This window comes from Streptomyces sp. GDS52 (assembly GCF_052246875.1).
Lineage (GTDB): Bacteria > Actinomycetota > Actinomycetes > Streptomycetales > Streptomycetaceae > Streptomyces > Streptomyces cathayae.
This window is the reverse complement of sequence record NZ_CM125966.1, coordinates 4,297,691-4,318,394: the sequence shown is the minus strand read 5'-3', so window position 1 is coordinate 4,318,394 and position 20,704 is coordinate 4,297,691. Positions and strand designations below refer to the sequence as shown.

Here is a 20,704-nt window from a genome sequence, read left to right as displayed (position 1 = left end):
CGGCCCCTCGACCGCCCGGCCCCCGGCCCGGGTCAGGACAGGGCCGAGGCGCGGCGGCGGGCCCCGCCCGGGGTCGCGTCGCCCGCCGCGATACCGGTGGTGCGGTACGCCTTGACCGCCTTGCCGGCCGGGCTGCCCGCGCCCGCGCCCAGCCAGTCGACGCGGACCCACAGCAGACTCTGGTCGGCCTCCTCCAGGCGACCGATCCAGGACGCCTTCCACCACAGGCCGGCCCCGCACCCGGCGAGCAGCAGACCGCCCGCCGCGGGCAGCGCGAACGAGCCGCCCAGAGCGGCGAGGAAGGCGAGCAGCAGCCACCAGCGGTGGCCGCGACGCCAGTTGCGCACGCTGACCGCACGGTCCTGGAGAGCGTCGTGCTTGCCCGCCCGGACCGCCGGCCGGGCCAGCGCGCGGTACCGCCCCCGCCGCGTGGACGCCACCACGGCCATGGCCACGAGGAACAGCGCGGCCCCCGCCAGCACACCGATCCGGCGGCCGGTCAGCCCCGGCACCAGCACCCCGATGCCCGCCGCGAACACGCCCAGCCACCACAGCGGGGCGGCCCCCGCCCGTACGACGACGGCCACCCGGGCCAGCCCCTGTCCTCCGCGCATCACGTCCAGCCTCCCGTCCCACGTCAGTGGAGCGTCCGTAGGGTCCCGGGACGCAGGGTAGTGAACCGACGTGAGAGAAGTCTGAGACACCGCCCCCTGCTCTCCCCCTTCCTCCCCCGCCCTGCCCGCCTCGCCCCCGCCGTCAGTCCACGAACAGGCCGCGGGCCGCCGCCTTCGTGTCGAACTCCTCCAGCCGGGCCTGCGCGTCGGGCAGGTCGTCGCACATCGCCTCCAGCAGCACCCGGCCCAGCAGCATCGGCGCGCACGCCGTGTCGAAGGCGAGCCCGGTGCCGACGGCGGCGGGCAGCAGCAGGTCGGAGACCTTGGCGACCGGCGCGAAGGCGGAGTCGGCGACGGTGACGACGGTCAGCCCCGTCTCCCTGGCGTGTGTGAGGGCGTCGACGACCTCGCGGGGGTGCCGGGGCAGCGCGAAGCACAGCAGGGCTCCGGCACCGGCCCCGGCAGCGGCGTCGATGCGGTCGTGCAGCATGCTGCCGCCCTCGTTGAGCAGCCGCACGTCGGGGTGGACCTTGGCGGCGAAGTAGGCGAAGCCGTGGGCCTGCGCCGCCGCCGCGCGCAGCCCGAGCACGGGCAGCGGCCTGCTGTCCGCGAGGATCCGTCCCGCCCGCCGCACGGGCTCCGGATCGGCCAGCACCTCCGCGAGGTGCCGCAGGTTCTCGATCTCGGCCTCGACGGCCTGCTGGTACTCGTTGTACGGGCCGGTCTCCGGCGTGGTCCCGGTGGGCGCGACCTCGCGCAGATGCCGCCGCAGCGCGGGGTAGCCGTCGAAGCCCAGGGCGACGGCGAACCGGGTCACGGAGGGCTGGCTGACCCCGGCCAGTTCGGCCAGTTCCACGCTGGACAGGAACGGGACGTCGGCGGCGCGCCGCACCATGCTGTGCGCGATGCGCCGCTGCGTGGGCGTCAGCCGGTGCCCCTCGAAGAGCGCCTGCAGGCGCGCGCCCGGGCCCTCGGTGACGCTCATGACGTGGCTCCCCCTCGACCTGTCCCTCGGTCTTCCCTCGGTCTTCCCTCGGTCTGTTACTCGGCCGGTTCCTCCGCCTATTCACACACCGCGATTCCTGTATGCCGTTATACAGGCGAACGGAGGGCGAACACGACCGGGAACGGGCCACGAAGCGGGCGCCGGGCCCCTGCGGACCCCCCGCCGGCAACGGGGGCTACCCCCAGTGCCATGGGCCGTCGGCCTGCCTACCGTGATCGCATGAGCGGAATGGACGCGCGGGACGCCGAGCTGAAGAAGGAACTCAACGCCACCTTGCAGGCCCGCAGGGAACTGGGCGACGAGTACGAGTCCGCGCTGGTCGACTCGTTCCTGGAGAAGGTCGACCAGCGCATCGACGGCGCGGTGGAGCGCCGGGTGCGCCGGCAGCTCGCCGAACAGCAGATGACGGTGGCCCGGGACTCCCGGGCACCGAAGGCCACGGACAGCTGGGGCGAGCGCTTCGGCTTCGGGATCGTCTCCCTGGTCCTGGCGGTGCCGCTGTCCGCGATCGGCGGGGGCGTGGGCCACCTGTCCGGTCTGGTGGTCGCCTGGCTGGGCATCGTCGGCGTGAACGTCGTCCAGGCCGCACGCGTCAACCCCGGCCTGTTCGGCGGCCACCGCCGGCGGCAGGAGCCGGACGACGCCTGGGAGGACTGAGCAGACGGACGGACCGCCGCCGGGGACGACCGCGGAAGGACTGGACGCGGGGACCACCGCACCCCCGTCACCGGGGGGCGGGACGACGGTGGTCCCCGCGCGGGGACGCGGGCCGGCCAGGCCGCGCGTCCTGGCGTCCGTGGAGGTCCGGGAGCCGCTCCGGAGGTCCTCGACGCCGACACCCCTCACTCTGCCGGACCGGTGTTAAGCGCGTGCTGCGCGCACATGACGCCCGCGTACCGCTTCCGCGAAGTCCACGAAGATCACGTGCGGAGACCGCGTACGGCTCTGCTCCCCGGCGCTCCACGGCGTGCACGGCCGGTTCACCGGCGCTCCACGGCGTGCACGGCCGGTTCACCGGCGCTCCACGGCGTGCACGGCCGGTTCACCGGTGCTTCGCCGGCGCTTCGCCGAAGGCCGCCACCGGCCGGCCGTCAGTTCCCGCCCTTGGCGAGGAAGGACAGCAGGTCCTGGCGGCTGATCACACCGGTCGGCTTGCCCTCGACCAGGACGATCGCCGCGTCCGCCTCGCCCAGCACGGCCATCAGGTCCGCGACGGGCTCACCGGAGCCGACCTGCGGCAGCGGGGCGGACATGTGCTTCTCCAGCGGGTCCTCGAGCGAGGCATGCTTGCTGAACAGCGCGTCCAGCAGCTCCCGTTCCACCACCGAGCCGACGACCTCGGCGGCCATCACGTCCGGGTGGCCGGCGCCCGGCTTGACGACCGGCATCTGCGAGACGCCGTACTCGCGCAGCACCTCGATGGCCTGTCCGACCGTCTCGTCGGGGTGCATGTGCACGAGGGACGGGATATGACCGTGCTCCTTGTGGTCGAGGACGGCGCCGACGCGGGCGCTCGGGCCGGCGTCCTCGAGGAAGCCGTAGTCGGCCATCCACTCGTCGTTGAAGATCTTGCTGAGGTAACCGCGCCCGCTGTCCGGGAGCAGCACCACCACGACGTCGTCCTCGCTGAGCCGCTCGGCCACCCGCAGCGCCGCCACGACGGCCATGCCGCACGATCCGCCGACGAGCAGGCCCTCCTCCTTGGCGAGGCGCCGGGTCATCTGGAAGGAGTCCTTGTCGGACACGGGGACGATCTCGTCCGCGACGGTCCGGTCGTAGGCGGTGGGCCAGAAGTCCTCACCCACGCCCTCCACCAGGTACGGCCGCCCGGAGCCGCCCGAGTAGACGGAGCCCTCGGGGTCGGCGCCGATGACCTTGACGCGGCCCTCGCTGGCCTCCTTCAGGTAGCGCCCGGTCCCGGAGATGGTGCCGCCGGTGCCGACTCCGGCCACGAAGTGGGTGATCTTCCCCTCGGTCTGCTCCCACAGCTCCGGTCCGGTGGACTCGTAGTGGCTGAGCGGGTTGTTGGGGTTGGAGTACTGGTCCGGCTTCCAGGCTCCCGGCGTCTCACGGACCAGCCGGTCGGAGACGTTGTAGTAGGAGTCGGGGTGCTCGGGGTCGACGGCGGTCGGGCAGACGACCACCTCCGCCCCGTACGCCCGCAGCACGTTGATCTTGTCCAGGGAGACCTTGTCGGGGCAGACGAAGATGCACTTGTAGCCCTTCTGCTGAGCCACGATGGCAAGACCGACCCCGGTGTTGCCGCTGGTCGGCTCGACGATGGTGCCGCCCGGCTGCAGCTCTCCGCTCTTCTCCGCCGCCTCGATCATGCGCAGGGCGATGCGGTCCTTCACCGATCCGCCGGGGTTGAAGTACTCCACCTTGGCCAGGACGGTCGCCCCGATGCCCTTGGTGACGTTGTTGAGCCTCACGAGCGGGGTGTCGCCGACGAGGCTGATCATCGAGTCGTGGAATCGCACCGTTGTCTCCGGATACTGCAAAAGGTGTGGTTGTCGTGGTGCTGCCAGCCTAGAGCCTGCTCCCGGATCACTGTCCGCCACGACCCGGCCGGGTCGTTCACCCACCGTCGAGATTGGAACACGGTCCGTACGGGGCAAGCACTGGGTGTACGGCTTCGAGGAGGTGGCGGCGAGGCATGACACGCATGTCGAGGGCGAGATCGGCCCGGCGGATCGCGGCGGGCGCGGCGTACGGCGGCGGGGGCGTCGGGCTGGCCGGTGCGGCCGCCGTCGGGCTGCTGCTGGCCGAGGCCCGGCTGGCGCGGTGGCGGGTGGGCAACGGCGTGACTCCTCACGTACCGAACGCGGACGGTCTGTACGGCGCCGCCTACACGGTGCCCGGCGAACCGGCGCTGCGGCTGACGATGCTGGGCGACTCCACGGCCGCCGGCCAGGGGGTGCACCGGGCCGGGCAGACCCCGGGCGCACTGCTGGCGTCGGGTGTCGCGGCGATCGCGGAACGGCCCGTGGGGCTGAGCACGGTGGCGGTGCCCGGAGCCCGCTCCGACGACCTGGACCGGCAGGTGAGCCGGGCCCTGGCCGATCCGGCCCGGGCGCCCGACATCTGCGTGATCATGGTCGGGGCGAACGACGTCACGCACCGTCTGTCACCCGCCCTCTCCGTCCGCCACCTGGCCTCGGCGGTACGCCGGCTGCGGACGGCCGGAGCGGAGGTCGTCGTCGGCACCTGTCCGGACCTGGGCACGATCGAGCCGGTGTGGCAGCCCCTGCGCTGGCTGGCCCGGCGGGCCTCCCGGCAGCTGGCGGCGGCCCAGACGATCGGCACGGTCGAACAGGGCGGGCGCACGGTGTCACTGGGCGATCTGCTGGGTCCCGAGTTCGCGGCGAACCCCCGCGAGCTCTTCGGCCCCGACAACTACCACCCCTCCGCGGAGGGGTACGCCACCGCGGCGATGGCGGTCCTCCCGACGGCCTGCGCGGCCCTCGGCCTGTGGCCGGCGGACCAGGAGCGCCCCGACGCCTCCCGCCGCGAGGGTTTCCTGCCGGTCGCCCGAGCCGCGGCGGAGGCCGCGTCCGAGGCGGGCACGGAGGTCGCGGCGGTGACGCCGGCCGGCTACCGGGGCCCCTGGGCCCTGCTCAAGCGCAGGCGCAGGCGCCGGGTCGGCGAGACGGAACCGTCCCCCGCCAGCCCGTCCGGCGTGTGAGGCGGAGTCCCGGCCCCCGTCCTCCCCGCCCTCCCTGTACACGGGCCACCTTTCCTACACGCACAGTTCACTGTTCGAGAGGCGGTACGTAACCGAATCACCCTCACCCTTCGCGAGGGTGTGTCTCCACTGCCACACTGCTGTCAGGAGCACGCCCCCGCGATGGAAAAGCCGCTTCCGGAATCCACCGGCCAGAGCCGGACCCGTACCCCCTGGTGGGACAACGCCCGGTTCGTGTCCGCCACACTGATCGTGGTCCTGCACACCGTGGGCAGCATCATGGACCGGCACGACTCGCTGCACGCCTTCCATGTCGCGGCCTGGGCCTTCCGGGTCCCGGCCTTCGTCGTGCTGGCGGGTGTCTTCAGCAGTGCGGGGCCGCTCGGCCCACGCCACCTGCGCACCCTGCTGGGCAGCATCGTGCTGCCCGCCCTGATCTTCAGCCTGCTGTTCTCGCTGGAGACGAAGGCGCTCGGCGGCCCCCTGGATCTGCACATCGCCCAGCTGCCGTGGACGCTGTGGTTCCTGATGTCGCTGTTCTGCTGGCGGCTGCTGCTGCCGCTGGTGGTCCAGCTGCGCCATCCGCTGCTGGTCACCACGGCCGTGGCGCTCGGGCTCGGGTACGTGGAGGAGTTCGGGCTCCAGTTCTCGGCCAGCCGGACGCTGGTGTACCTGCCGCTGTTCTACTTCGGCTGGCGGCTGGGCCAGGGCATGCTCCGGGAGTGGTTCGAGAGCCGGTGGAGCCTGCCGGTCGCCGTGGCCGGAGTCCTCGGCTCGCTCACCGCGGCGGCGCTGTGGCACCGGGACATCCCGGGGTACTGGCTCTCCATGCGCCACGCCTACCGGGCCGACACTCCGCTCGGCCTGGAGGGCGCCTGGCTGATCCGACTGGCCGTACTGGCCTCGGCGGCGGCACTGGTGCTCTGCATGCTGCGGCTGATGCCCAGGCGGCGGGTGCCGCTGGTCTCCGCGCTCGGGGCGGGCGGGTTCACCGTCTACCTGCTGCACCCACTGGTCATCCTGCCGCTGCGGGAGAAGGGCCTGATCGCCCGGGCGGACACCCCGCTGGAGCTGGTCGCGCTCGTCGCCTTCGGAGTCCTGCTGACGATGGTCCTCGCCTCGCCGTTCGTCCGCAGGCTCGTCCGGCCGCTGACCCGGCCGCCGGTGGGCCGGCTGCTGGCCCCGGCCCCCGCCGCGGCACCCCCGGCGGCCTCCCCGGCGCCCGCGGCGACGCCCCCGTCCGCCCCGGCCGCCATACACCCTAAGCAGGCGCTTAGAGAAGAGGTCCGGATCACACGCTGATGGCCGTGACCGACGGCTTACGTCCGGGTAACTTCCCAAGCAGCCCCGTCCGACCATCCGGTACGTCCTTCCGCCGTCCGACCACCCCCCAACGAGGCGCTACGCGCCGCCCCTCCCCTCAGGAGCCGTGATGCCCGAAGCCGTGATCGTCTCAGCCGCCCGCTCCCCCATCGGCCGTGCCTTCAAGGGCTCCCTGAAGGACGTACGCCCGGACGACCTGACTGCCTCGATCATCCAGGCCGCCCTCGCCAAGGTCCCCGAGCTGGACCCGAGGGACATCGACGACCTGATGCTCGGCTGCGGCCTGCCCGGCGGCGAGCAGGGCAACAACCTCGGCCGCATCGTCGCCGTGCAGATGGGGATGGACCACCTCCCCGGCTGCACCGTCACCCGTTACTGCTCGTCGTCCCTGCAGACCTCCCGCATGGCGCTGCACGCCATCAAGGCCGGGGAGGGCGACGTCTTCATCTCGGCCGGCGTCGAGACGGTCTCCCGGTTCACCAAGGGCAACTCCGACAGCCTTCCCGACACCCGCAACCCGTTCTTCGCCGAGGCCGAGGCCCGTACCGCCGCCGTCGCGGAGCAGGAGGGCACCACCTGGCACGACCCGCGCGAGGACGGTCTCGTCCCGGACGCCTACATCGCGATGGGCCAGACCGCCGAGAACCTGGCGCGCGCCAAGGGCGTCACCCGCCAGGACATGGACGAGTTCGGCGTCCGCTCGCAGAACCTCGCCGAGGAGGCCATCAAGAACGGCTTCTGGGAGCGCGAGATCACCCCGGTGACGCTGCCCGACGGCACCGTCGTCGCCAAGGACGACGGCCCGCGCGCCGGGGTCACCCTGGAGGGCGTCTCCGGCCTCAAGCCCGTCTTCCGCCCCGACGGCCTGGTCACCGCCGGCAACTGCTGCCCGCTCAACGACGGTGCCGCCGCCCTCGTCATCATGAGTGACACCAAGGCCCGTGAGCTCGGTCTGACCCCGCTCGCCCGGATCGTCTCCACCGGCGTCTCCGGCCTCTCCCCCGAGATCATGGGCCTCGGCCCGGTCGAGGCGAGCAAGCAGGCCCTGTCCCGCGCCGGACTCACCATCGACGACATCGACCTGGCCGAGATCAACGAGGCGTTCGCCGCCCAGGTGATCCCCTCCTACCGCGAGCTCGGCATCCCGCTGGAGAAGCTGAACGTCAACGGCGGCGCCATCGCCGTCGGCCACCCCTTCGGCATGACCGGCGCCCGCATCACCGCCACGCTCATCAACTCCCTGCAGTTCCACGACAAGCAGTTCGGCCTGGAGACGATGTGCGTCGGCGGCGGCCAGGGCATGGCCATGGTCATCGAGCGCCTCAGCTGATCGGCCCGACCCGGCCGACCGCCTCGACCCCCTCGACCGGCTTCCTCGGCCGACCGCCGCAGCGAGCCGCACAGTAGCCGGAGCGGAACGGTCGGTGAGACGACGGCCCGGAACCCCCGTACCACCGGGGTTCCGGGCCGTTCCGTGATCCAATCTCCCCCAGGATGTGACCTATCTCCCTCGCCGAGGGGATCCTCGCAGGTCAGAGCCCTGTCCCCACCCAGTCCGGAAACCACACTCTGTCCGTTTCGTGACGTTACGCACTGACAGATGGTTAGTCCGCCCTTCAAGCTGATGTAGGAAGTCGGGGGTCGACTTTGAACCGGGAGTACGTCAGTGAGCGCCATGCCGATCGCCCTGCTGGTCACCACGGTCGCCACCGGCGCCGTGGGCGTCGCTGTCCTGCGCAGCATCTGGGTGCTGCGCCGACAGGTCGCGGCTCTGCACACCGAGCTGGCCAGGAACAACGCCGCCGCCCTGCGCGCGCTGCTGCCCGCCGCCCGCTCGGCCCATGCCGAGGAGATACGCGTGGCCGTGGCCGAGGCCCTCGCGGAGGAACGGGAACGGGAGCTCGCCGAGGCGCGGGCGTTCTGGGCCGCCCAGGAGGCCCGTGACGTCTCCGACGCGCCGACCCTGCTGGGTCTGGCCGACAGTGAGCTGTTCCTGCCGCGGCAGGCCGATTTCGTCGGTCTGGAGCCGGTGACCGAGCCGGGCACCGACGCCGACCCGTACGCGCCCAAGGACTCCAAGGACTTCAGGGACCCCAAGGATCCCAAGGACCTCGTCCAGGGCGGCACCTCCGCGGACTCCCCCGAGCTGGCCGCGGCCCGCCGACGGCACCCCTCGCACCCGGACTTCGTTCCCGTTCCGGTCCCGGCCGTCGCCGACGACGAGCGCACCGTGTCCACGCTGGAGGAGCTGGCCGCCTCCGAGGTGGAGCTGACCGACGTCCGTCCCGGCCCGCTGGGCACGCTGGACGTCTACGTCTTCGCCGACGGCACGACGCTGTGCATGACACCGGGCCACCGCGAGACCGCGGAGCGCCTGGCCGCGGCCCTGCGCGAGGGCGAGACCCCGTTCCTGCTCGGCGGCTCCGGCGTCTCGGGCGCGTACACCCTGACCTTCGCCTGCGGCGAGGAGAACGTCTACATCCTGGCGGACCGCGTCATCGCGTCCCTCTGACCCGGGGATGACCCGGGGATGACCCGGGGATGACCCGGGGATGACCCGGCGCTGCTCCAGGGCTGACCCGGGGCGCCTCCTCCGCGGTCGCCTACACCCCGGCGCGTTTCTGCGCCTCCTCCACGAGCCGCACCGCCTCCTCGACCTCCCTCTCGTCCCTCAGTACGAGGGCCAGGTCGTGGCCGGCGACGGAGATCTGGTCGGCGGCGGCGAACATGCCCGCGTCGGGCATCTCGCGGGGCTCGGTGCCCGGCTCCTCGACACGCTGGGTCCACCGCGCCAACTCCCTGGCCAGAGCGAGCGCCTCGGCAGCGGCTCCCCGCTGCAGCCGGCTCTGCGGCGCGGCCCGCAGGCGGTCGGCGAAATGGTCCACGGCACGGGTGAGCGGCGTCGTATCAAGCACGCGGTGAGCGTACGCGGCGTGGCAGGGCTGTTGCCAACGGACGAACACTCAGGCACGGTGACCTGAAGGACCGGCTCACACCCCTGCGCTGGAGGCGCCGATGTCCCAAGTCTTCTCCGAGGAGACCCATCGCAACCTGCTCGCCCGTATCCCGCGCTGCACCGGTCGTGAGATCTCCGACTGGCTGCGCACCGTCGAAGAAGGCCCGTCCCTCTTCCGCTTCGAGGAGAAGGTCAGCTGGCTCCGCCACGAGTACGACCTGGCGTACGGCCACGCCAAGGCGATCGTCCACGAGTACGACCTGAGAAGGGCCGCGCGCAAACTGCTCTAGGCACACGCGCCCCCTGGCCGGCACGTCCCACCGTCCGCACCACGGCGAAGGGCCCCGGGGAGACCCCGGGGCCCTTCGCGTGCACGTGCCACCACTGTGGCGTGGCGTCAGTCGCTGCTGTTGAAGATCGCGATGAGCCGCAGGAACTCGAGGTAGATCCACACCAGCGTCAGCGTGAGGCCGAAGGCCGCGAACCATGCCTCCTCGCGCGGAGCGCCGTAGGCGAGGCCGTCCTCGACCTGCTTGAAGTCCAGGGCGAGGAAGCAGGCACCGAGGATGATGCCGACGATGCCGAAGACGATGCCGAGCGGGCCGCTGCGGAAGCCGAGGCCGTCACCGCCGCCGAACACCGCGAACAGCAGGTTCACGCCCATCAGCAGGATGAAGCCGAGCGCGGCCGCCATCACGAAGCCGTAGAAACGGCGGTTGACGCGAATCCAGCCCGCCTTGTACGCCACCAGCACGCCGGCGAAGACCGCCATGGTGCCGAGCACGGCCTGCATGGCCGCACCGTTGGCGACATGGGTGTCGACGATGTTGGAGATGACGCCGAGGAAGACACCCTCGACGGCGGCGTACGTCAGGATCAGCGCGGGCGAGGCCTTGCGCTTGAACGACTGCACGAGCGCCAGGACCATGCCGAGCAGCGCGGCGCCGATGCCGATGCCGTAGGCCCGGCTGATGTTGGCCTCGTCGACGGGCAACAGGGCCCAGGAGAGGGCCGCGGCGACGATGAGCAGGCCGAGCGTGCTCGCCGTGCGCATGATGACGTCGTCGATGGTCATCCGGCCGGTCGCGGCCGGCGCCTGCGGCGGCGCGCCGTGCTGCAGATCCTGCTGTCCGTACGGGTTCTGCGCGTAGGGGTTCTGCGCGTACGGGCTACCGGTGGGCTGCGCGTACGGGTTGCCCTGCGTGGCGACAGCGGGACCCCCGGCCTGCGGCGCGGTGTTGAAGCCCGCGTAGCCGTTGTCGCGGCTGAACCCCCGTCGCGAGAAGACCGGGTTTCTGCTCCTCATTGCACTCCTCCATGGCCACACAGCATGGCCTTGGGCTCAAGAGTAATGGGTAGGCAAAGGAAAGACCCCCTGCCTAGGAAGGATCTTTCCCTCGTCATGCTGCGCAACACGCTACGCGGCCACGTGATTCCCCTCACCGCAGGGGCTCGAACCATGACCGACCTGGAACCTGTCCGGAACCGGCCGGAGATCACCCGCGGTCGGCCGCTCCCGCACCGTCCCCGGTCTCCTCGGAGGCCGCCTCGACGATCACATGCCGGCCGGAGACCTCGAGGACCGGCCCGGGAACGGTGATGCGCACGGGCGTCCCATCGGCCCGGCCCTTGCCGTGGTCGCCCAGCACCAGCCCGGAGCCCCACCCCCAGAGCCCGCCGTCGGTGTCGACGGCGAGGCCGGTGTACTGGAAGGCCGCGATGCTCCGGACGGCGGGAAGGCCCCGCACCCGGACCGGCTTCGCCGAGGAGTGCTCCGAGGTGTCGCCGTCGCCGAGGACACCGCTCGCCCCGCGCCCCCAGGCCCAGACGGCACCGTCCTCGTCGAGGGCGAACGCGAGGTCCTCGCCGCCCGCCACCCGCACGATGTTCTCCAGCCCCGGCACCAGCACCGGACGCCCGGTCTGGCCGCCGTGCGGCTCCACGCCGAGCAGTCCGTGAGCGTTGTTCCCCCAGGCGCAGACCCGGCCGTCGCCCCTCACCGCGACCACCGCGCCGCCCGCCGAGGCCACGTCGACGACGCCCTCGACGCCGTCGACCTCCGTCAGGCCGGTGCCGTTCTCGTCCCCCAGGACGTCGGTGAGGTTGATGCCCCACCCGAGCACCCGCCCGTCGGACCGCAGGGCGAACGTGGTGAGGGACCCCGGCCCCATGGAGACGACGTCCTCGGCACCGGGGACGGTGCGGGGCGTGGGCACCCCCTGGTGCCCTTCCCTCTTCCCCGCGTTGACCAGGATGTTCTGCGACCCCCAGGCCGTCACCGTGCCGTCCCGCCGTACGACGAAGAACGTCTCACCGCCGACGTGGACGGAGCGCGCGTCGCTGATCCCGGCCACCCGGCGCGGCTCGCCCTCGTAGACGCGTTCGTGCGCACCCTGCCCCAGGGAGCCCTTGATGTTGGTGCCGTACGCCCAGACGGTGCCGTCGGCCTTCACCGCCACGGTGGTGTAGCCGCTGTCGGCGACCGAGACGACGTCCGACCACCCCGGCACCGCGCCCCCGGCCCGCGCACCGTCGGGCAGACCGGAGTGCGGCCCGTACGCCCACACCGCACCGGTCTGCGGCCGCGCCGGGTCCGGACGCCCGGCGGACCCCCCGTCCGGACAGCCCGGCGCCCCGATCACCGCCCGGTCCGCCTTGCTGCACCCGGCCAGCCCGAGCACGGCCACCCCCGCGACCAGCACCCGCAGCCACACCGAACCGACCACAGCCCCCACCCCCGTCGAGAAACCCCCGAGGCACGAACCGCCCCGGACACCCGGATCATCACATCCCCCTGACCCGTTTCCGATGAGTCGTCGTACTCACAAAGGGTGTGGGCGGTACCCAGGTCCGAGGTCTACGAGACTCGGAAAACCCTGGAAGCCGTCTGCGCCCGCGACGCCGACAAGCTGGAGCGCACGATCCAGGGCATCGAGTACGAGGCCCAGGTCCCACCGGGCGACAGGTCCACCACCGCGCCACCGGCTCGGCATTCCCACGGATCGGCCACGGTGGGGGTGATAGTGCCCGGAGCCGGACTTGAACCGGCACGCCCCTCGCCGGGGCAGCGAGGTTTAAGCTCGCCGTGTCTGCATTCCACCATCCGGGCAGGCCAAGGGCTCCGCGTCGGGCACCCGCCGAGCCTATCGGGACCCCTCTCCCCCACAGCAGGGCGGTGACCCCATGTTGTCTTATTTTATTGGCGCCTGAGGGAGCATCAGGCCACGGAAAGCGCCATCAGCACTTGCCACAAGCCTTGTTGACCAGGGCCGGCCGCGCATGCGGAATGACGGAATTTCACCGTACGAACAAGGGCGCTCCACCCGTTCTGCCGATGTCCACCGCTCGGGCCGTCTCCTCCCGGAGGCAGGGGCGGGCGTCATCCCCAGGTATGACCGCCGCCCCGGCGGTCAGCCCCGAGTCGCCCCCCACAACCGGAGCAGCGGCTGACTACACGGCGGTGAACACGCGAAACGATGGACCACGTCCCCGTTCCGGCGAAACAGCCGTCCCGACAGGAGTGTCCATCCCGTGACCACCGCACCCTCCCCCGGACTCCGCCCGGGGGGACCCCCCGCCGACCGGATCACCACCGTGGCCGCGCGCGCCACGGACCTGTCGAAGATCTACGGCCAGGGCGAGACCCAGGTGGTCGCCCTCGACCAGGTCTCCGTCGGCTTCCAGCAGGCAGAGTTCACCGCGATCATGGGCCCGTCGGGGTCCGGCAAGTCCACGCTGATGCACTGCGTCGCCGGTCTCGACACGTTCTCGTCCGGTTCCGTGCGCATCGGTGACACCGAGCTGGGCTCCCTGAAGGACAAGCAGCTGACCAAGCTGCGCCGGGACAAGATCGGCTTCATCTTCCAGGCGTTCAACCTGCTGCCGACCCTCACGGCCCTGGAGAACATCACCCTTCCGATGGACATCGCGGGGCGCAAGCCGGACAAGGAGTGGCTGGAGAAGGTGATCCGGATGGTCGGCCTGTCCGACCGGCTGAGCCACCGGCCCGCGCAGCTGTCCGGCGGGCAGCAGCAACGGGTGGCCGTGGCGCGGGCGTTGGCCTCCCAGCCCGACATCATCTTCGGCGACGAGCCCACCGGAAACCTGGACTCCCGCTCCGGCGCCGAGGTGTTGGGCTTCCTGCGCAACTCCGTGCGCGAGCTGGGGCAGACGGTGGTCATGGTGACCCACGACCCGGTCGCCGCGGCCTACGCGGACCGGGTGGTGTTCCTCGCGGACGGCAGGATCGTGGACGAGATGCACGGGCCGACGGCCGACTCGGTGCTCGACCGCATGAAGAAGTTCGACGCCAAGGGGCGCACCAGCTGAGACAACGTCAGCAGGGTCACGTCCGCCGTTGATCGAGGTTCCGTCAGCGGTCGACGCCCCGATGCCGACGCCCCGCCGCACCTCCCGCGGCCCGCATCCCCACCCTCATACCTACATACCCGAGAAGACACCCATGTTCCGTACCGCCTTGCGCAACGTGCTCGCGCACAAGGCCCGGCTCCTGATGACCGTGCTCGCCGTGATGCTCGGCGTGGCCTTCGTGTCGGGGACCCTGGTCTTCACCAACACCATCTCCGACGCTCTCCAGAAGCAGTCCGCCAAGGGCTTCGACCACATCGACGTCGCCGTCACCGCCGAGTGGAGGGAGCCCGAGGGCGACAAGCCCGGCGAGTACCACGAGCTGACTCCGGCCATGGTCGACGACAGCGCCGGGGTGCCCGGTGCCGCGCGGGCCATCGGGGTCGTCCAGGGGTTCACCGCCCTCGCGGGCAAGGACGGCAAGCTGGTCGGCGACGGCTTCCAGTCGCAGGGCGGCAACTACTGGGGCGACGACGACCCCCGCTACCCGCTGACCGACGGACGCGCGCCCAAGGGCGCCGACGAGATCCTCATCGACTCCGAGACCGCGAAGCGCACCGGCTACCAGGTCGGTGACACCGTACGGATGTCGGTCGACGGTCCCGTGCTGGAGCCGGTCGTCACCGGTGTCTTCACCACGGACGACGGCAATGTCGCGGCCGGTGGAAGCCTCACCCTGTTCGACACCGCGACCGCGCAGAGGATGTTCGGCAAGGCGGGCACGTTCGACGAGATCGCCGTCAAGGCGAAGGACGGCGTCTCCGAGGCGGCGCTGCAGTCGCAGCTGGAGAAGGCGCTGCCCGCCGGCACCGTCAGCACCAGAACCGGCGGCGAACTCGCCGACGCGCAGGCGGAGATGATCGCCTCGTCGATGAGCGGTCTGAAGCAGGGCCTGCTGGTGTTCGCCGGTATCGCGTTGTTCGTCGGTACGTTCATCATCGCCAACACCTTCACCATGCTGGTCGCCCAGCGCACCAGGGAACTGGCGCTGATGCGCGCGGTCGGCGCCTCCCGCCGGCAGGTCACGCGGTCGGTGCTGATCGAGGCGTTCCTGGTGGGTGCGGTCGCCGCCGTGGTCGGGCTGCTCACCGGTGTCGGCATCGGCGCCGGGCTGCGGTCCCTGGTGGGGTCGCTGGGCGCGACCATGCCCGACGGCCCCCTGGTGGTCACGCCGGGCACCGTCGGCACCGCGTTCGCGGTCGGCATCCTGATCACCATGCTCGCCGCCTGGCTGCCCGGGCGGCGGGCCGCGAAGATCCCGCCGGTGGCGGCGATGAGCTCGGTGCACGCCCAGGCGACGACCAGGTCGCTGGTGCTGCGCAACACGCTCGGCGCGCTCTTCGCGGGGGCCGGTGTCGCGGTGGTCCTCGTGGCCACGACGATGGACGCCTCGGACGGCCAGGCCCCCATGGGGCTCGGCGCGGTGCTGCTGATCATCGGTGTGTTCGTCCTGACGCCCCTGCTGTCCCGCCCGCTGATCGCCGCCGCGGCTCCGGTGCTCCGCCTCTTCGGGGTGTCCGGGAAGCTGGCCCGGCAGAACTCGGTGCGCAATCCGCGCCGTACCGCCGCGACCGCGTCCGCGCTGATGATCGGTCTCACCCTGATCACCGGTATGACGGTGGTGGCGGGCAGCCTGCAGAAGTCCATCGACAAGATGGCGTCCTCCTCGATCAAGGCCGACTACGTGGTGTCCATGGCGAACGGCCACGGGCTGACGCCGGACGTGGGGCGCATGCTGCGGGAGGCCGACGGCGTCACCGCCGTCAGCCCCATGCGCAACGCGGCGGCCCGCATCGACGGGGAGACCGCGTTCCTGACCGGTGTCGACGGCGCCGCGATCGGCGGGCTGACCGAGTTCCCGGTCCGGGAGGGCGCCTTCGAGGTGGGCGGCACGCGGATCGTCGTCGACCACGAGACGGCCGAGCGCCGCGGCTGGAAGGCCGGTTCCGGCCTCACCATCGCCTACGAGGACGGCAAGAAGCAGAAGCTGACGGTCGCCGGTGTCTACGAGGGCAACGAGATGTTCCGCGGCATCATGCTCGACACCGCGACGCTCGCCCCGCACCAGTCGGACCCGGACGACATGCTGCTCCTGGTGAAGACCTCCGACGGCGCCTCCGACGCGGCGAAGGACAGTCTGGCGAAGGCCCTCGGCGCCAACCCCGCGATCAAGGTCCAGGACAAGCAGGACCTCTCCAACGAGCTGGCGCAGATGTTCACGCTGATCCTGAACATGGTCTACGGCCTGCTGGCCATGGCCGTGCTGGTCGCGGTGATCGGGGTCATCAACACCCTGGCCATGTCGGTGTTCGAGCGGTCCCAGGAGATCGGCATGCTGCGCGCGATCGGCCTGGACCGCCAGGGCGTCAAGCGGATGGTCCGCCTGGAGTCCCTGGTGATCTCCCTGTTCGGCGGGGTGCTCGGCATCGGGCTGGGCGTGTTCTTCGGCTGGGCGGCCGGTCAGCTCCTGGGTGCCAGGATGCCGACGTACGAACTGGTCCTGCCCTGGGAGCGGCTGACGCTCTTCCTGCTGCTGGCCGGTGTCGTGGGCGTGCTGGCGGCGCTGTGGCCGGCCCGGCGGGCGGCCCGGCTGAACATGCTGCAGGCGATCAAGACCGAGTGACCGGGCAGGAGGCGCGGCACGCGCGGCCGAACAGCACGCGCGGGCGGGCCCCGTCGCGGTGACCGACGACCGGTCACCGCGACGGGGCCCGCCCCTTCCGCGTCGGGGCCCGGGGTGAGCCGGTCAGTTCCAGGTGCGGGCGCGCAGGGGGAGGCCGGAGGTGCCGGAGGCGGGGGTCTTCACGGCCAGCACCTGGTTGACGCCGATGCGGCCGTGTTCGAAGGCGAGCGCGGAGGCGGCCATGTACAGCAGCCAGACGCGGGCACGTCCCGGGCCGGCGAGTTCGACGGCCCGGTCCCACCCCGCCTCCAGCTGCGCCACCCAGCGGCGCAGGGTGAGGGCGTAGTGCTCGCGGAGCGACTCGACGTCACACGCCTCGAAGCCGGCCCGCTCCAGCAGGGACACCGTGGTGCCCACGGGGGCGAGTTCACCGTCGGGGAAGACGTAGGCGTCCATGAACGGGTTCAGGCGGTACGCCGATTCGTCCCGCTGCGGGCGGCGCGCGATCTGGTGGTTCAGCAGCCGTCCGCCGGGCTTCAGGAGGCGGTGCAGGACCGTGGCGTACTCCAGGTACCGCTGGGAGCCGACGTGTTCGGCCATGCCGATCGAGGAGATCGCGTCGTAGGGGCCGTCCGGGACGTCCCGGTAGTCCTGGACCCTGATCTCGACGCGGTCGGTGAGCCCTTCGTCGGCGACGCGCTTACGGGCGTAGGCGGCCTGCTCCCCGGAGAGGGTGATGCCGACGACGTCCACCTCGTGCTCGCGGGCGGCGTGGATCGCCATGGAGCCCCAGCCGCAGCCGACGTCCAGCAGGCGCCGGCCCGGTGTCAGGGCGAGCTTGCGGCAGACGAGTTCCAGCTTGTCGCGCTGGGCCTCCTCGAGGGTGCCCCGCGGGGGCGGGGCCGGCCAGTAGGCGCAGGAGTACACCATGGACGGGCCGAGGACGATCTCGTAGAAGTCGTTGCCGACGTCGTAGTGGTGGCTGATGGCGCGTCGGTCGCTGCGCTTGGTGTGCAGGCCGCGGCGGGGCCTGCGGGCCTCCTCCGGGGGCGGGCCGGGCGGCAGCGGCGGGCCGGCCAGCGCGAGGAGGCCGCGGACGGCGGAACGGACCTCGGGGTCGCGCAGCGACCGGGCCGGGGCGGGGGCGCCCTCAGCGCGCTCCCAGAGGAGGCCGGAGAGCAGGTCGAGGGCGGTGTAGAGGTCGCCGTCGACGCCCAGGTCGCCGGCCACCCAGGCGCGGGCGAGGCCGAGTTCGCCCGGCTTCCACAGCAGGTGGCGCACGGCCCGGCGGTTGCGTACGACGAGGGTCGGTGCGCCCGGGGGGCCGGCCTGTGATCCGTCCCAGGCGCGGATGCGCAGCGGGACGGGCGTGCCCAGCAACTGTTCGACGAGGCCCTTCAGCCGCGGAGCGGCGTCTCTCATGGTGTACACCTCCGCTAGGTGCGTCCCCTGCTCGAGCGAGGTCGAGAGCTCGGGGAAGGCGATCCCGGAATGTCCTCACCACGTAAACACCTGCGGCCGCCGGAACGTACCCGGCACGCGTCAGAAACAGGCAAAAGCACCGAAGGGGCCACCCGCACCACGGATGGCGGGCGACCCCTTCGGGTGACCGATGAGCCTGGGACCGGACGGGTCCGGGACCGGTCCGGGGACCGGCGGCTCAGGAAGCCTTGGCCTCGGCCTTCTCCGTCTTCTCGGTCTTCACCGGCTCCGCGGCCGCGGGCACCGGCGCCGGCTTCGCGGCCTCGTAGAACTCCTCGCGCGGGGACTCGATCGCGCCCAGGGACACGACCTCGCGCTTGAGGAACATGGCGAGGGTCCAGTCGGCGAAGACACGGATCTTGCGGTTGAAGGTCGGCATCGCCATGCCGTGGTACGTGCGGTGCATGTACCAGGCCAGCCGGCCCTTCAGCTTGATCTTCATCTTGCCGACGACGATCATCGCGACGCCCTTGTGCAGGCCGAGGCCCGCCACCGCGCCCTTGTTGGCGTGGCTGTACTCCTTCTGCGGGAAGCCCCTCATGGCGGAGACCACGTTGTCGCCGAGCACCTTGGCCTGGCGCAGCGCGTGCTGGGCGTTCGGCGGGCACCAGGCGTTCTCGTTGCCGGCCTTGCGGCCCACGAGGTCCGGCACCTGGGCGTTGTCGCCCGCGGCCCAGATGTAGTCACTGTCGGTGACCTGGAGGGTCGGCTGGGTGTCGACGTGGCCGCGCGGGCCCAGCGGCAGGCCGAAGCGGGCCAGGGCCGGGTTGGGCTTGACGCCCGCCGTCCACACGATGGTGTGGGAGTCGACCTCGAGGCCGTTCTTCAGCACGACGTGGCCGTCGACGCAGGAGTCCATGGAGGTGGAGAGGTAGACCTCGACGCCGCGGCTCTCGAGGTGCTCCTTGCCGTACTGGCCGAGCTTCGGACCCACCTCGGGGAGGATCTTGTCGGCGGCGTCGACGAGGATGAAGCGCATGTCCTCACGGGACACGTTCTTGTAGTACTTGGCCGCGTCCCGGGCCAGGTCCTCGACCTCGCCGATGGTCTCCGCGCCCGCGAAGCCGCCGCCGACGAAGACGAAGGTGAGCGCCTTGCGGCGGATCTCCTCGTCCGTGGTGGAGTCGGCCTTGTCGAGCTGCTCGAGGACGTGGTTGCGCAGGCCGATGGCCTCCTCGATGCCCTTCATGCCGATGCCCTGCTCGGCGAGGCCGGGGATCGGGAAGGTGCGGGAGACCGCGCCGAGCGCGATCACCAGGTAGTCGAAGGGCAGTTCGTAGGCCTCGCCGACCAGCGGCGCGACCGTGGCGACCTTGCGGTCCTGGTCGATGGTGGTGACCCGGCCGGTGAGGACCTCCGCCTTGGGAAGCACGCGTCGCAGGGGGACGACGACGTGCCGCGGGGAGATGTTGCCGGCGGCGGCTTCGGGCAGGAAGGGCTGGTAGGTCATGTACGACCGCGGGTCGACGACGGTGACGGTCGCCTCGCCGTAGCGCATCTTCTTCTGGATGCGCCGAGCTGCGTACAGGCCTACGTACCCACCGCCTACTACGAGGATCCTGGGACGCTCCGTGGTGCTCATGCCATCGAGTATCCCCCCGCCCTCAGGGGTGAGCTCGTGCGCCCCTTCACAAGCTCGGTCAGTGCCTGTGTTACACTTCCCGACTTTTGTGATCAAGTCCACGCCGGGAAACGGGAACGAGTACTCGGCCCGATCCGTTGTCAATACCTCGTGAGCTGCATCTCTTTGGATTTTCGGGCACCGCGAGACCATGAGCAGGGCTTCCGCGGCGACCGGTCCGGGGGTATCCGCCCGCCCCTTCTGAACGTGTTCAAAGGGGGTTTGGGTGCCCGAAAGGGTCAACCGGGCCCTCTTCTTCGACTCACGGAGGCCGATTCCTTGTGAAGAACTTCACGAACTTTCCCGCCGACACCCGCCGGAAGGGGCCCATCGGCCCTACCGATCACCGCTCAAACGGTATCCACCCTGCTCAGCAGAGTCCTGCTCACCGACGGCGACGGACCACGCGATGCCGTCCAGGATGCCCCACGGACGCGGCTCCCGTATCCAGCAGCGTGTACACGCGAGCGCGTACACTTGACTCATGACCGATAACACCGTGACCGTCAGGGACGCACGCGCACACCTCTCGGAACACATCAACCGGGCCGAGGAAGGCACTCCGACGGTCATCACACGCAACGGCGCCCCGGTCGCCGCAGTCGTGCCGATCTCCGACTTCGAAGCACTGGAGGAGGCTGCTGACGTGATGCTGGCCCGCGAGGCGGAAGCAGTTCTGGCCGACGGCGGGCCCACCGTTTCCATGGCCGAGTTGCTGGCGGACCTGTTCAGCGAGCGCGGTGAAGGCGCGGCGTGAAGTACGCGTTCCGGTTCACCACGGCAGCACAGCGGCAGCTCCGGTCCATCAGCCGGCACGACGCGATGCGCATCCTCACCGCACTGACCGCGCTCGGCGACGATCCGTACCGCGAGGACGCCGACGTCAAGAAGCTCACCGGCCCGTCGGGGCTCTACCGGCTGCGGGTCGGCAGCTACCGGGTCGCCTACCAGATCAACGACGGCGAACTCGTCATCCTCGTCGTCAAAGTGGGCGACCGACGGGACGTCTACCGCAACCTGTAGCGC

Annotated in this window: 18 protein-coding genes and 1 tRNA gene; 10 read left to right on the top strand and 9 right to left on the bottom strand. The window is 71.4% G+C overall.

Annotated elements, in window-relative coordinates; translation table 11 throughout:
* Nucleotides 1-32 precede the first annotated feature (32 nt).
* Nucleotides 33-614 carry a hypothetical protein gene (locus tag ACTWJ9_RS19815; protein WP_279335575.1) on the bottom strand — a complete coding sequence of 194 codons (582 nt, stop codon included), beginning with the start codon at nucleotides 612-614 and terminating at the stop codon, nucleotides 33-35.
* A 142-nt stretch (nucleotides 615-756) separates the two neighbouring features.
* Nucleotides 757-1,599, bottom strand: coding sequence for a MurR/RpiR family transcriptional regulator (locus tag ACTWJ9_RS19810; RefSeq protein WP_279335574.1), 843 nt, complete (start codon nucleotides 1,597-1,599; stop codon nucleotides 757-759).
* A 249-nt stretch (nucleotides 1,600-1,848) separates the two neighbouring features.
* Between ACTWJ9_RS19810 and ACTWJ9_RS19805 the strand changes: the two genes are divergently transcribed.
* Entirely contained in the window at nucleotides 1,849-2,277 is a 429-nt protein-coding gene (locus ACTWJ9_RS19805) for a hypothetical protein (protein ID WP_279338028.1), read from the top strand.
* 434 nt (nucleotides 2,278-2,711) lie between these two features.
* On the opposite strand, the gene ACTWJ9_RS19800 is transcribed toward ACTWJ9_RS19805, so the two are convergent.
* A complete protein-coding gene (locus ACTWJ9_RS19800) occupies nucleotides 2,712-4,100 on the bottom strand; it encodes a cystathionine beta-synthase (protein ID WP_384211979.1) in 1,389 nt (462 codons plus the stop codon).
* Between the two features lie 176 nt (nucleotides 4,101-4,276).
* Between ACTWJ9_RS19800 and ACTWJ9_RS19795 the strand changes: the two genes are divergently transcribed.
* The 4 genes from ACTWJ9_RS19795 to ACTWJ9_RS19780 all read left to right on the top strand — a co-directional run bounded on the left by ACTWJ9_RS19795 (nucleotide 4,277) and on the right by ACTWJ9_RS19780 (nucleotide 9,140).
* Nucleotides 4,277-5,305: an SGNH/GDSL hydrolase family protein gene (locus tag ACTWJ9_RS19795; protein WP_279335572.1), complete on the top strand. Its 1,029-nt coding sequence runs from the start codon at nucleotides 4,277-4,279 to the stop codon at nucleotides 5,303-5,305.
* Nucleotides 5,306-5,467: 162 nt separating this feature from the next.
* A complete protein-coding gene (locus tag ACTWJ9_RS19790) occupies nucleotides 5,468-6,607 on the top strand; it encodes an acyltransferase family protein (protein WP_279335571.1) in 1,140 nt (379 codons plus the stop codon).
* A gap of 130 nt (nucleotides 6,608-6,737) precedes the next feature.
* Complete coding sequence (locus ACTWJ9_RS19785) at nucleotides 6,738-7,958, top strand: acetyl-CoA C-acetyltransferase (protein ID WP_279335570.1); 1,221 nt, start codon at nucleotides 6,738-6,740, stop codon at nucleotides 7,956-7,958.
* Nucleotides 7,959-8,294: 336 nt separating this feature from the next.
* On the top strand, nucleotides 8,295-9,140 hold the full coding sequence (locus tag ACTWJ9_RS19780) for a hypothetical protein (protein WP_279335569.1): 846 nt from the start codon (nucleotides 8,295-8,297) through the stop codon (nucleotides 9,138-9,140).
* A gap of 91 nt (nucleotides 9,141-9,231) precedes the next feature.
* Here the strand turns inward: ACTWJ9_RS19780 and ACTWJ9_RS19775 are convergent, their stop codons facing one another.
* The gene (locus ACTWJ9_RS19775; RefSeq protein WP_279335568.1) at nucleotides 9,232-9,543 is read right to left on the bottom strand and encodes a hypothetical protein; all 312 of its coding nucleotides are present in this window, start codon (nucleotides 9,541-9,543) and stop codon (nucleotides 9,232-9,234) included.
* 100 nt (nucleotides 9,544-9,643) lie between these two features.
* Here ACTWJ9_RS19775 and ACTWJ9_RS19770 point away from each other — a divergent pair, with 100 nt between their 5' ends.
* Nucleotides 9,644-9,874, top strand: a complete 231-nt coding sequence (locus ACTWJ9_RS19770; protein WP_279335567.1) for a DUF4287 domain-containing protein — start codon at nucleotides 9,644-9,646, stop codon at nucleotides 9,872-9,874.
* A gap of 107 nt (nucleotides 9,875-9,981) precedes the next feature.
* Here the strand turns inward: ACTWJ9_RS19770 and ACTWJ9_RS19765 are convergent, their stop codons facing one another.
* From ACTWJ9_RS19765 to ACTWJ9_RS19755, 3 genes are all read right to left on the bottom strand, one after another.
* Nucleotides 9,982-10,890 (bottom strand): Bax inhibitor-1/YccA family protein, encoded by a 909-nt coding sequence (locus ACTWJ9_RS19765; RefSeq protein WP_279335566.1) that lies wholly within the window; start codon nucleotides 10,888-10,890, stop codon nucleotides 9,982-9,984.
* A gap of 190 nt (nucleotides 10,891-11,080) precedes the next feature.
* Complete coding sequence (locus tag ACTWJ9_RS19760; protein ID WP_443294515.1) at nucleotides 11,081-12,310, bottom strand: RCC1 domain-containing protein; 1,230 nt, start codon at nucleotides 12,308-12,310, stop codon at nucleotides 11,081-11,083.
* A 298-nt stretch (nucleotides 12,311-12,608) separates the two neighbouring features.
* A tRNA-Leu gene (locus ACTWJ9_RS19755) sits at nucleotides 12,609-12,693 on the bottom strand.
* Nucleotides 12,694-13,115: 422 nt separating this feature from the next.
* Here ACTWJ9_RS19755 and ACTWJ9_RS19750 point away from each other — a divergent pair.
* Nucleotides 13,116-13,913: an ABC transporter ATP-binding protein gene (locus ACTWJ9_RS19750; protein ID WP_279335564.1), complete on the top strand. Its 798-nt coding sequence runs from the start codon at nucleotides 13,116-13,118 to the stop codon at nucleotides 13,911-13,913.
* 133 nt (nucleotides 13,914-14,046) lie between these two features.
* Nucleotides 14,047-16,575 carry an ABC transporter permease gene (locus ACTWJ9_RS19745; protein ID WP_279335563.1) on the top strand — a complete coding sequence of 843 codons (2,529 nt, stop codon included), beginning with the start codon at nucleotides 14,047-14,049 and terminating at the stop codon, nucleotides 16,573-16,575.
* Between the two features lie 123 nt (nucleotides 16,576-16,698).
* Here the strand turns inward: ACTWJ9_RS19745 and ACTWJ9_RS19740 are convergent, their stop codons facing one another.
* Nucleotides 16,699-17,997, bottom strand: a complete 1,299-nt coding sequence (locus ACTWJ9_RS19740; protein ID WP_279335562.1) for a cyclopropane-fatty-acyl-phospholipid synthase — start codon at nucleotides 17,995-17,997, stop codon at nucleotides 16,699-16,701.
* 238 nt (nucleotides 17,998-18,235) lie between these two features.
* A complete protein-coding gene (locus ACTWJ9_RS19735; RefSeq protein ID WP_279335561.1) occupies nucleotides 18,236-19,639 on the bottom strand; it encodes an NAD(P)/FAD-dependent oxidoreductase in 1,404 nt (467 codons plus the stop codon).
* 523 nt (nucleotides 19,640-20,162) lie between these two features.
* On the opposite strand from ACTWJ9_RS19735, the gene ACTWJ9_RS19730 reads away from it, so the two are divergent.
* Both ACTWJ9_RS19730 and ACTWJ9_RS19725 read left to right on the top strand, forming a co-directional pair.
* Nucleotides 20,163-20,435: a type II toxin-antitoxin system Phd/YefM family antitoxin gene (locus ACTWJ9_RS19730; RefSeq protein WP_279335560.1), complete on the top strand. Its 273-nt coding sequence runs from the start codon at nucleotides 20,163-20,165 to the stop codon at nucleotides 20,433-20,435.
* Complete coding sequence (locus ACTWJ9_RS19725) at nucleotides 20,432-20,701, top strand: type II toxin-antitoxin system RelE family toxin (protein ID WP_279335559.1); 270 nt, start codon at nucleotides 20,432-20,434, stop codon at nucleotides 20,699-20,701. The genes ACTWJ9_RS19730 and ACTWJ9_RS19725 overlap by 4 nt, the downstream gene beginning before the upstream one ends.
* The last annotated feature ends 3 nt before the right edge of the window (nucleotides 20,702-20,704 follow it).

Excerpts from the sequence above, each read along its gene's own strand:
- ACTWJ9_RS19815 (WP_279335575.1), bottom strand. The coding sequence starts at position 614 with ATGCGCGGAGGACAGGGGCTGGCCCGGGTGGCCGTCGTCGTACGGGCG.
- ACTWJ9_RS19810 (WP_279335574.1), bottom strand. The coding sequence starts at position 1,599 with ATGAGCGTCACCGAGGGCCCGGGCGCGCGCCTGCAGGCGCTCTTCGAG.
- ACTWJ9_RS19805 (WP_279338028.1), top strand. The coding sequence starts at position 1,849 with ATGGACGCGCGGGACGCCGAGCTGAAGAAGGAACTCAACGCCACCTTG.
- ACTWJ9_RS19795 (WP_279335572.1), top strand. The coding sequence starts at position 4,277 with ATGACACGCATGTCGAGGGCGAGATCGGCCCGGCGGATCGCGGCGGGC.
- ACTWJ9_RS19790 (WP_279335571.1), top strand. The coding sequence starts at position 5,468 with ATGGAAAAGCCGCTTCCGGAATCCACCGGCCAGAGCCGGACCCGTACC.
- ACTWJ9_RS19785 (WP_279335570.1), top strand. The coding sequence starts at position 6,738 with ATGCCCGAAGCCGTGATCGTCTCAGCCGCCCGCTCCCCCATCGGCCGT.
- ACTWJ9_RS19770 (WP_279335567.1), top strand. The coding sequence starts at position 9,644 with ATGTCCCAAGTCTTCTCCGAGGAGACCCATCGCAACCTGCTCGCCCGT.
- ACTWJ9_RS19765 (WP_279335566.1), bottom strand. The coding sequence starts at position 10,890 with ATGAGGAGCAGAAACCCGGTCTTCTCGCGACGGGGGTTCAGCCGCGAC.
- ACTWJ9_RS19745 (WP_279335563.1), top strand. The coding sequence starts at position 14,047 with ATGTTCCGTACCGCCTTGCGCAACGTGCTCGCGCACAAGGCCCGGCTC.
- ACTWJ9_RS19740 (WP_279335562.1), bottom strand. The coding sequence starts at position 17,997 with ATGAGAGACGCCGCTCCGCGGCTGAAGGGCCTCGTCGAACAGTTGCTG.
- ACTWJ9_RS19735 (WP_279335561.1), bottom strand. The coding sequence starts at position 19,639 with ATGAGCACCACGGAGCGTCCCAGGATCCTCGTAGTAGGCGGTGGGTAC.
- ACTWJ9_RS19730 (WP_279335560.1), top strand. The coding sequence starts at position 20,163 with ATGACCGATAACACCGTGACCGTCAGGGACGCACGCGCACACCTCTCG.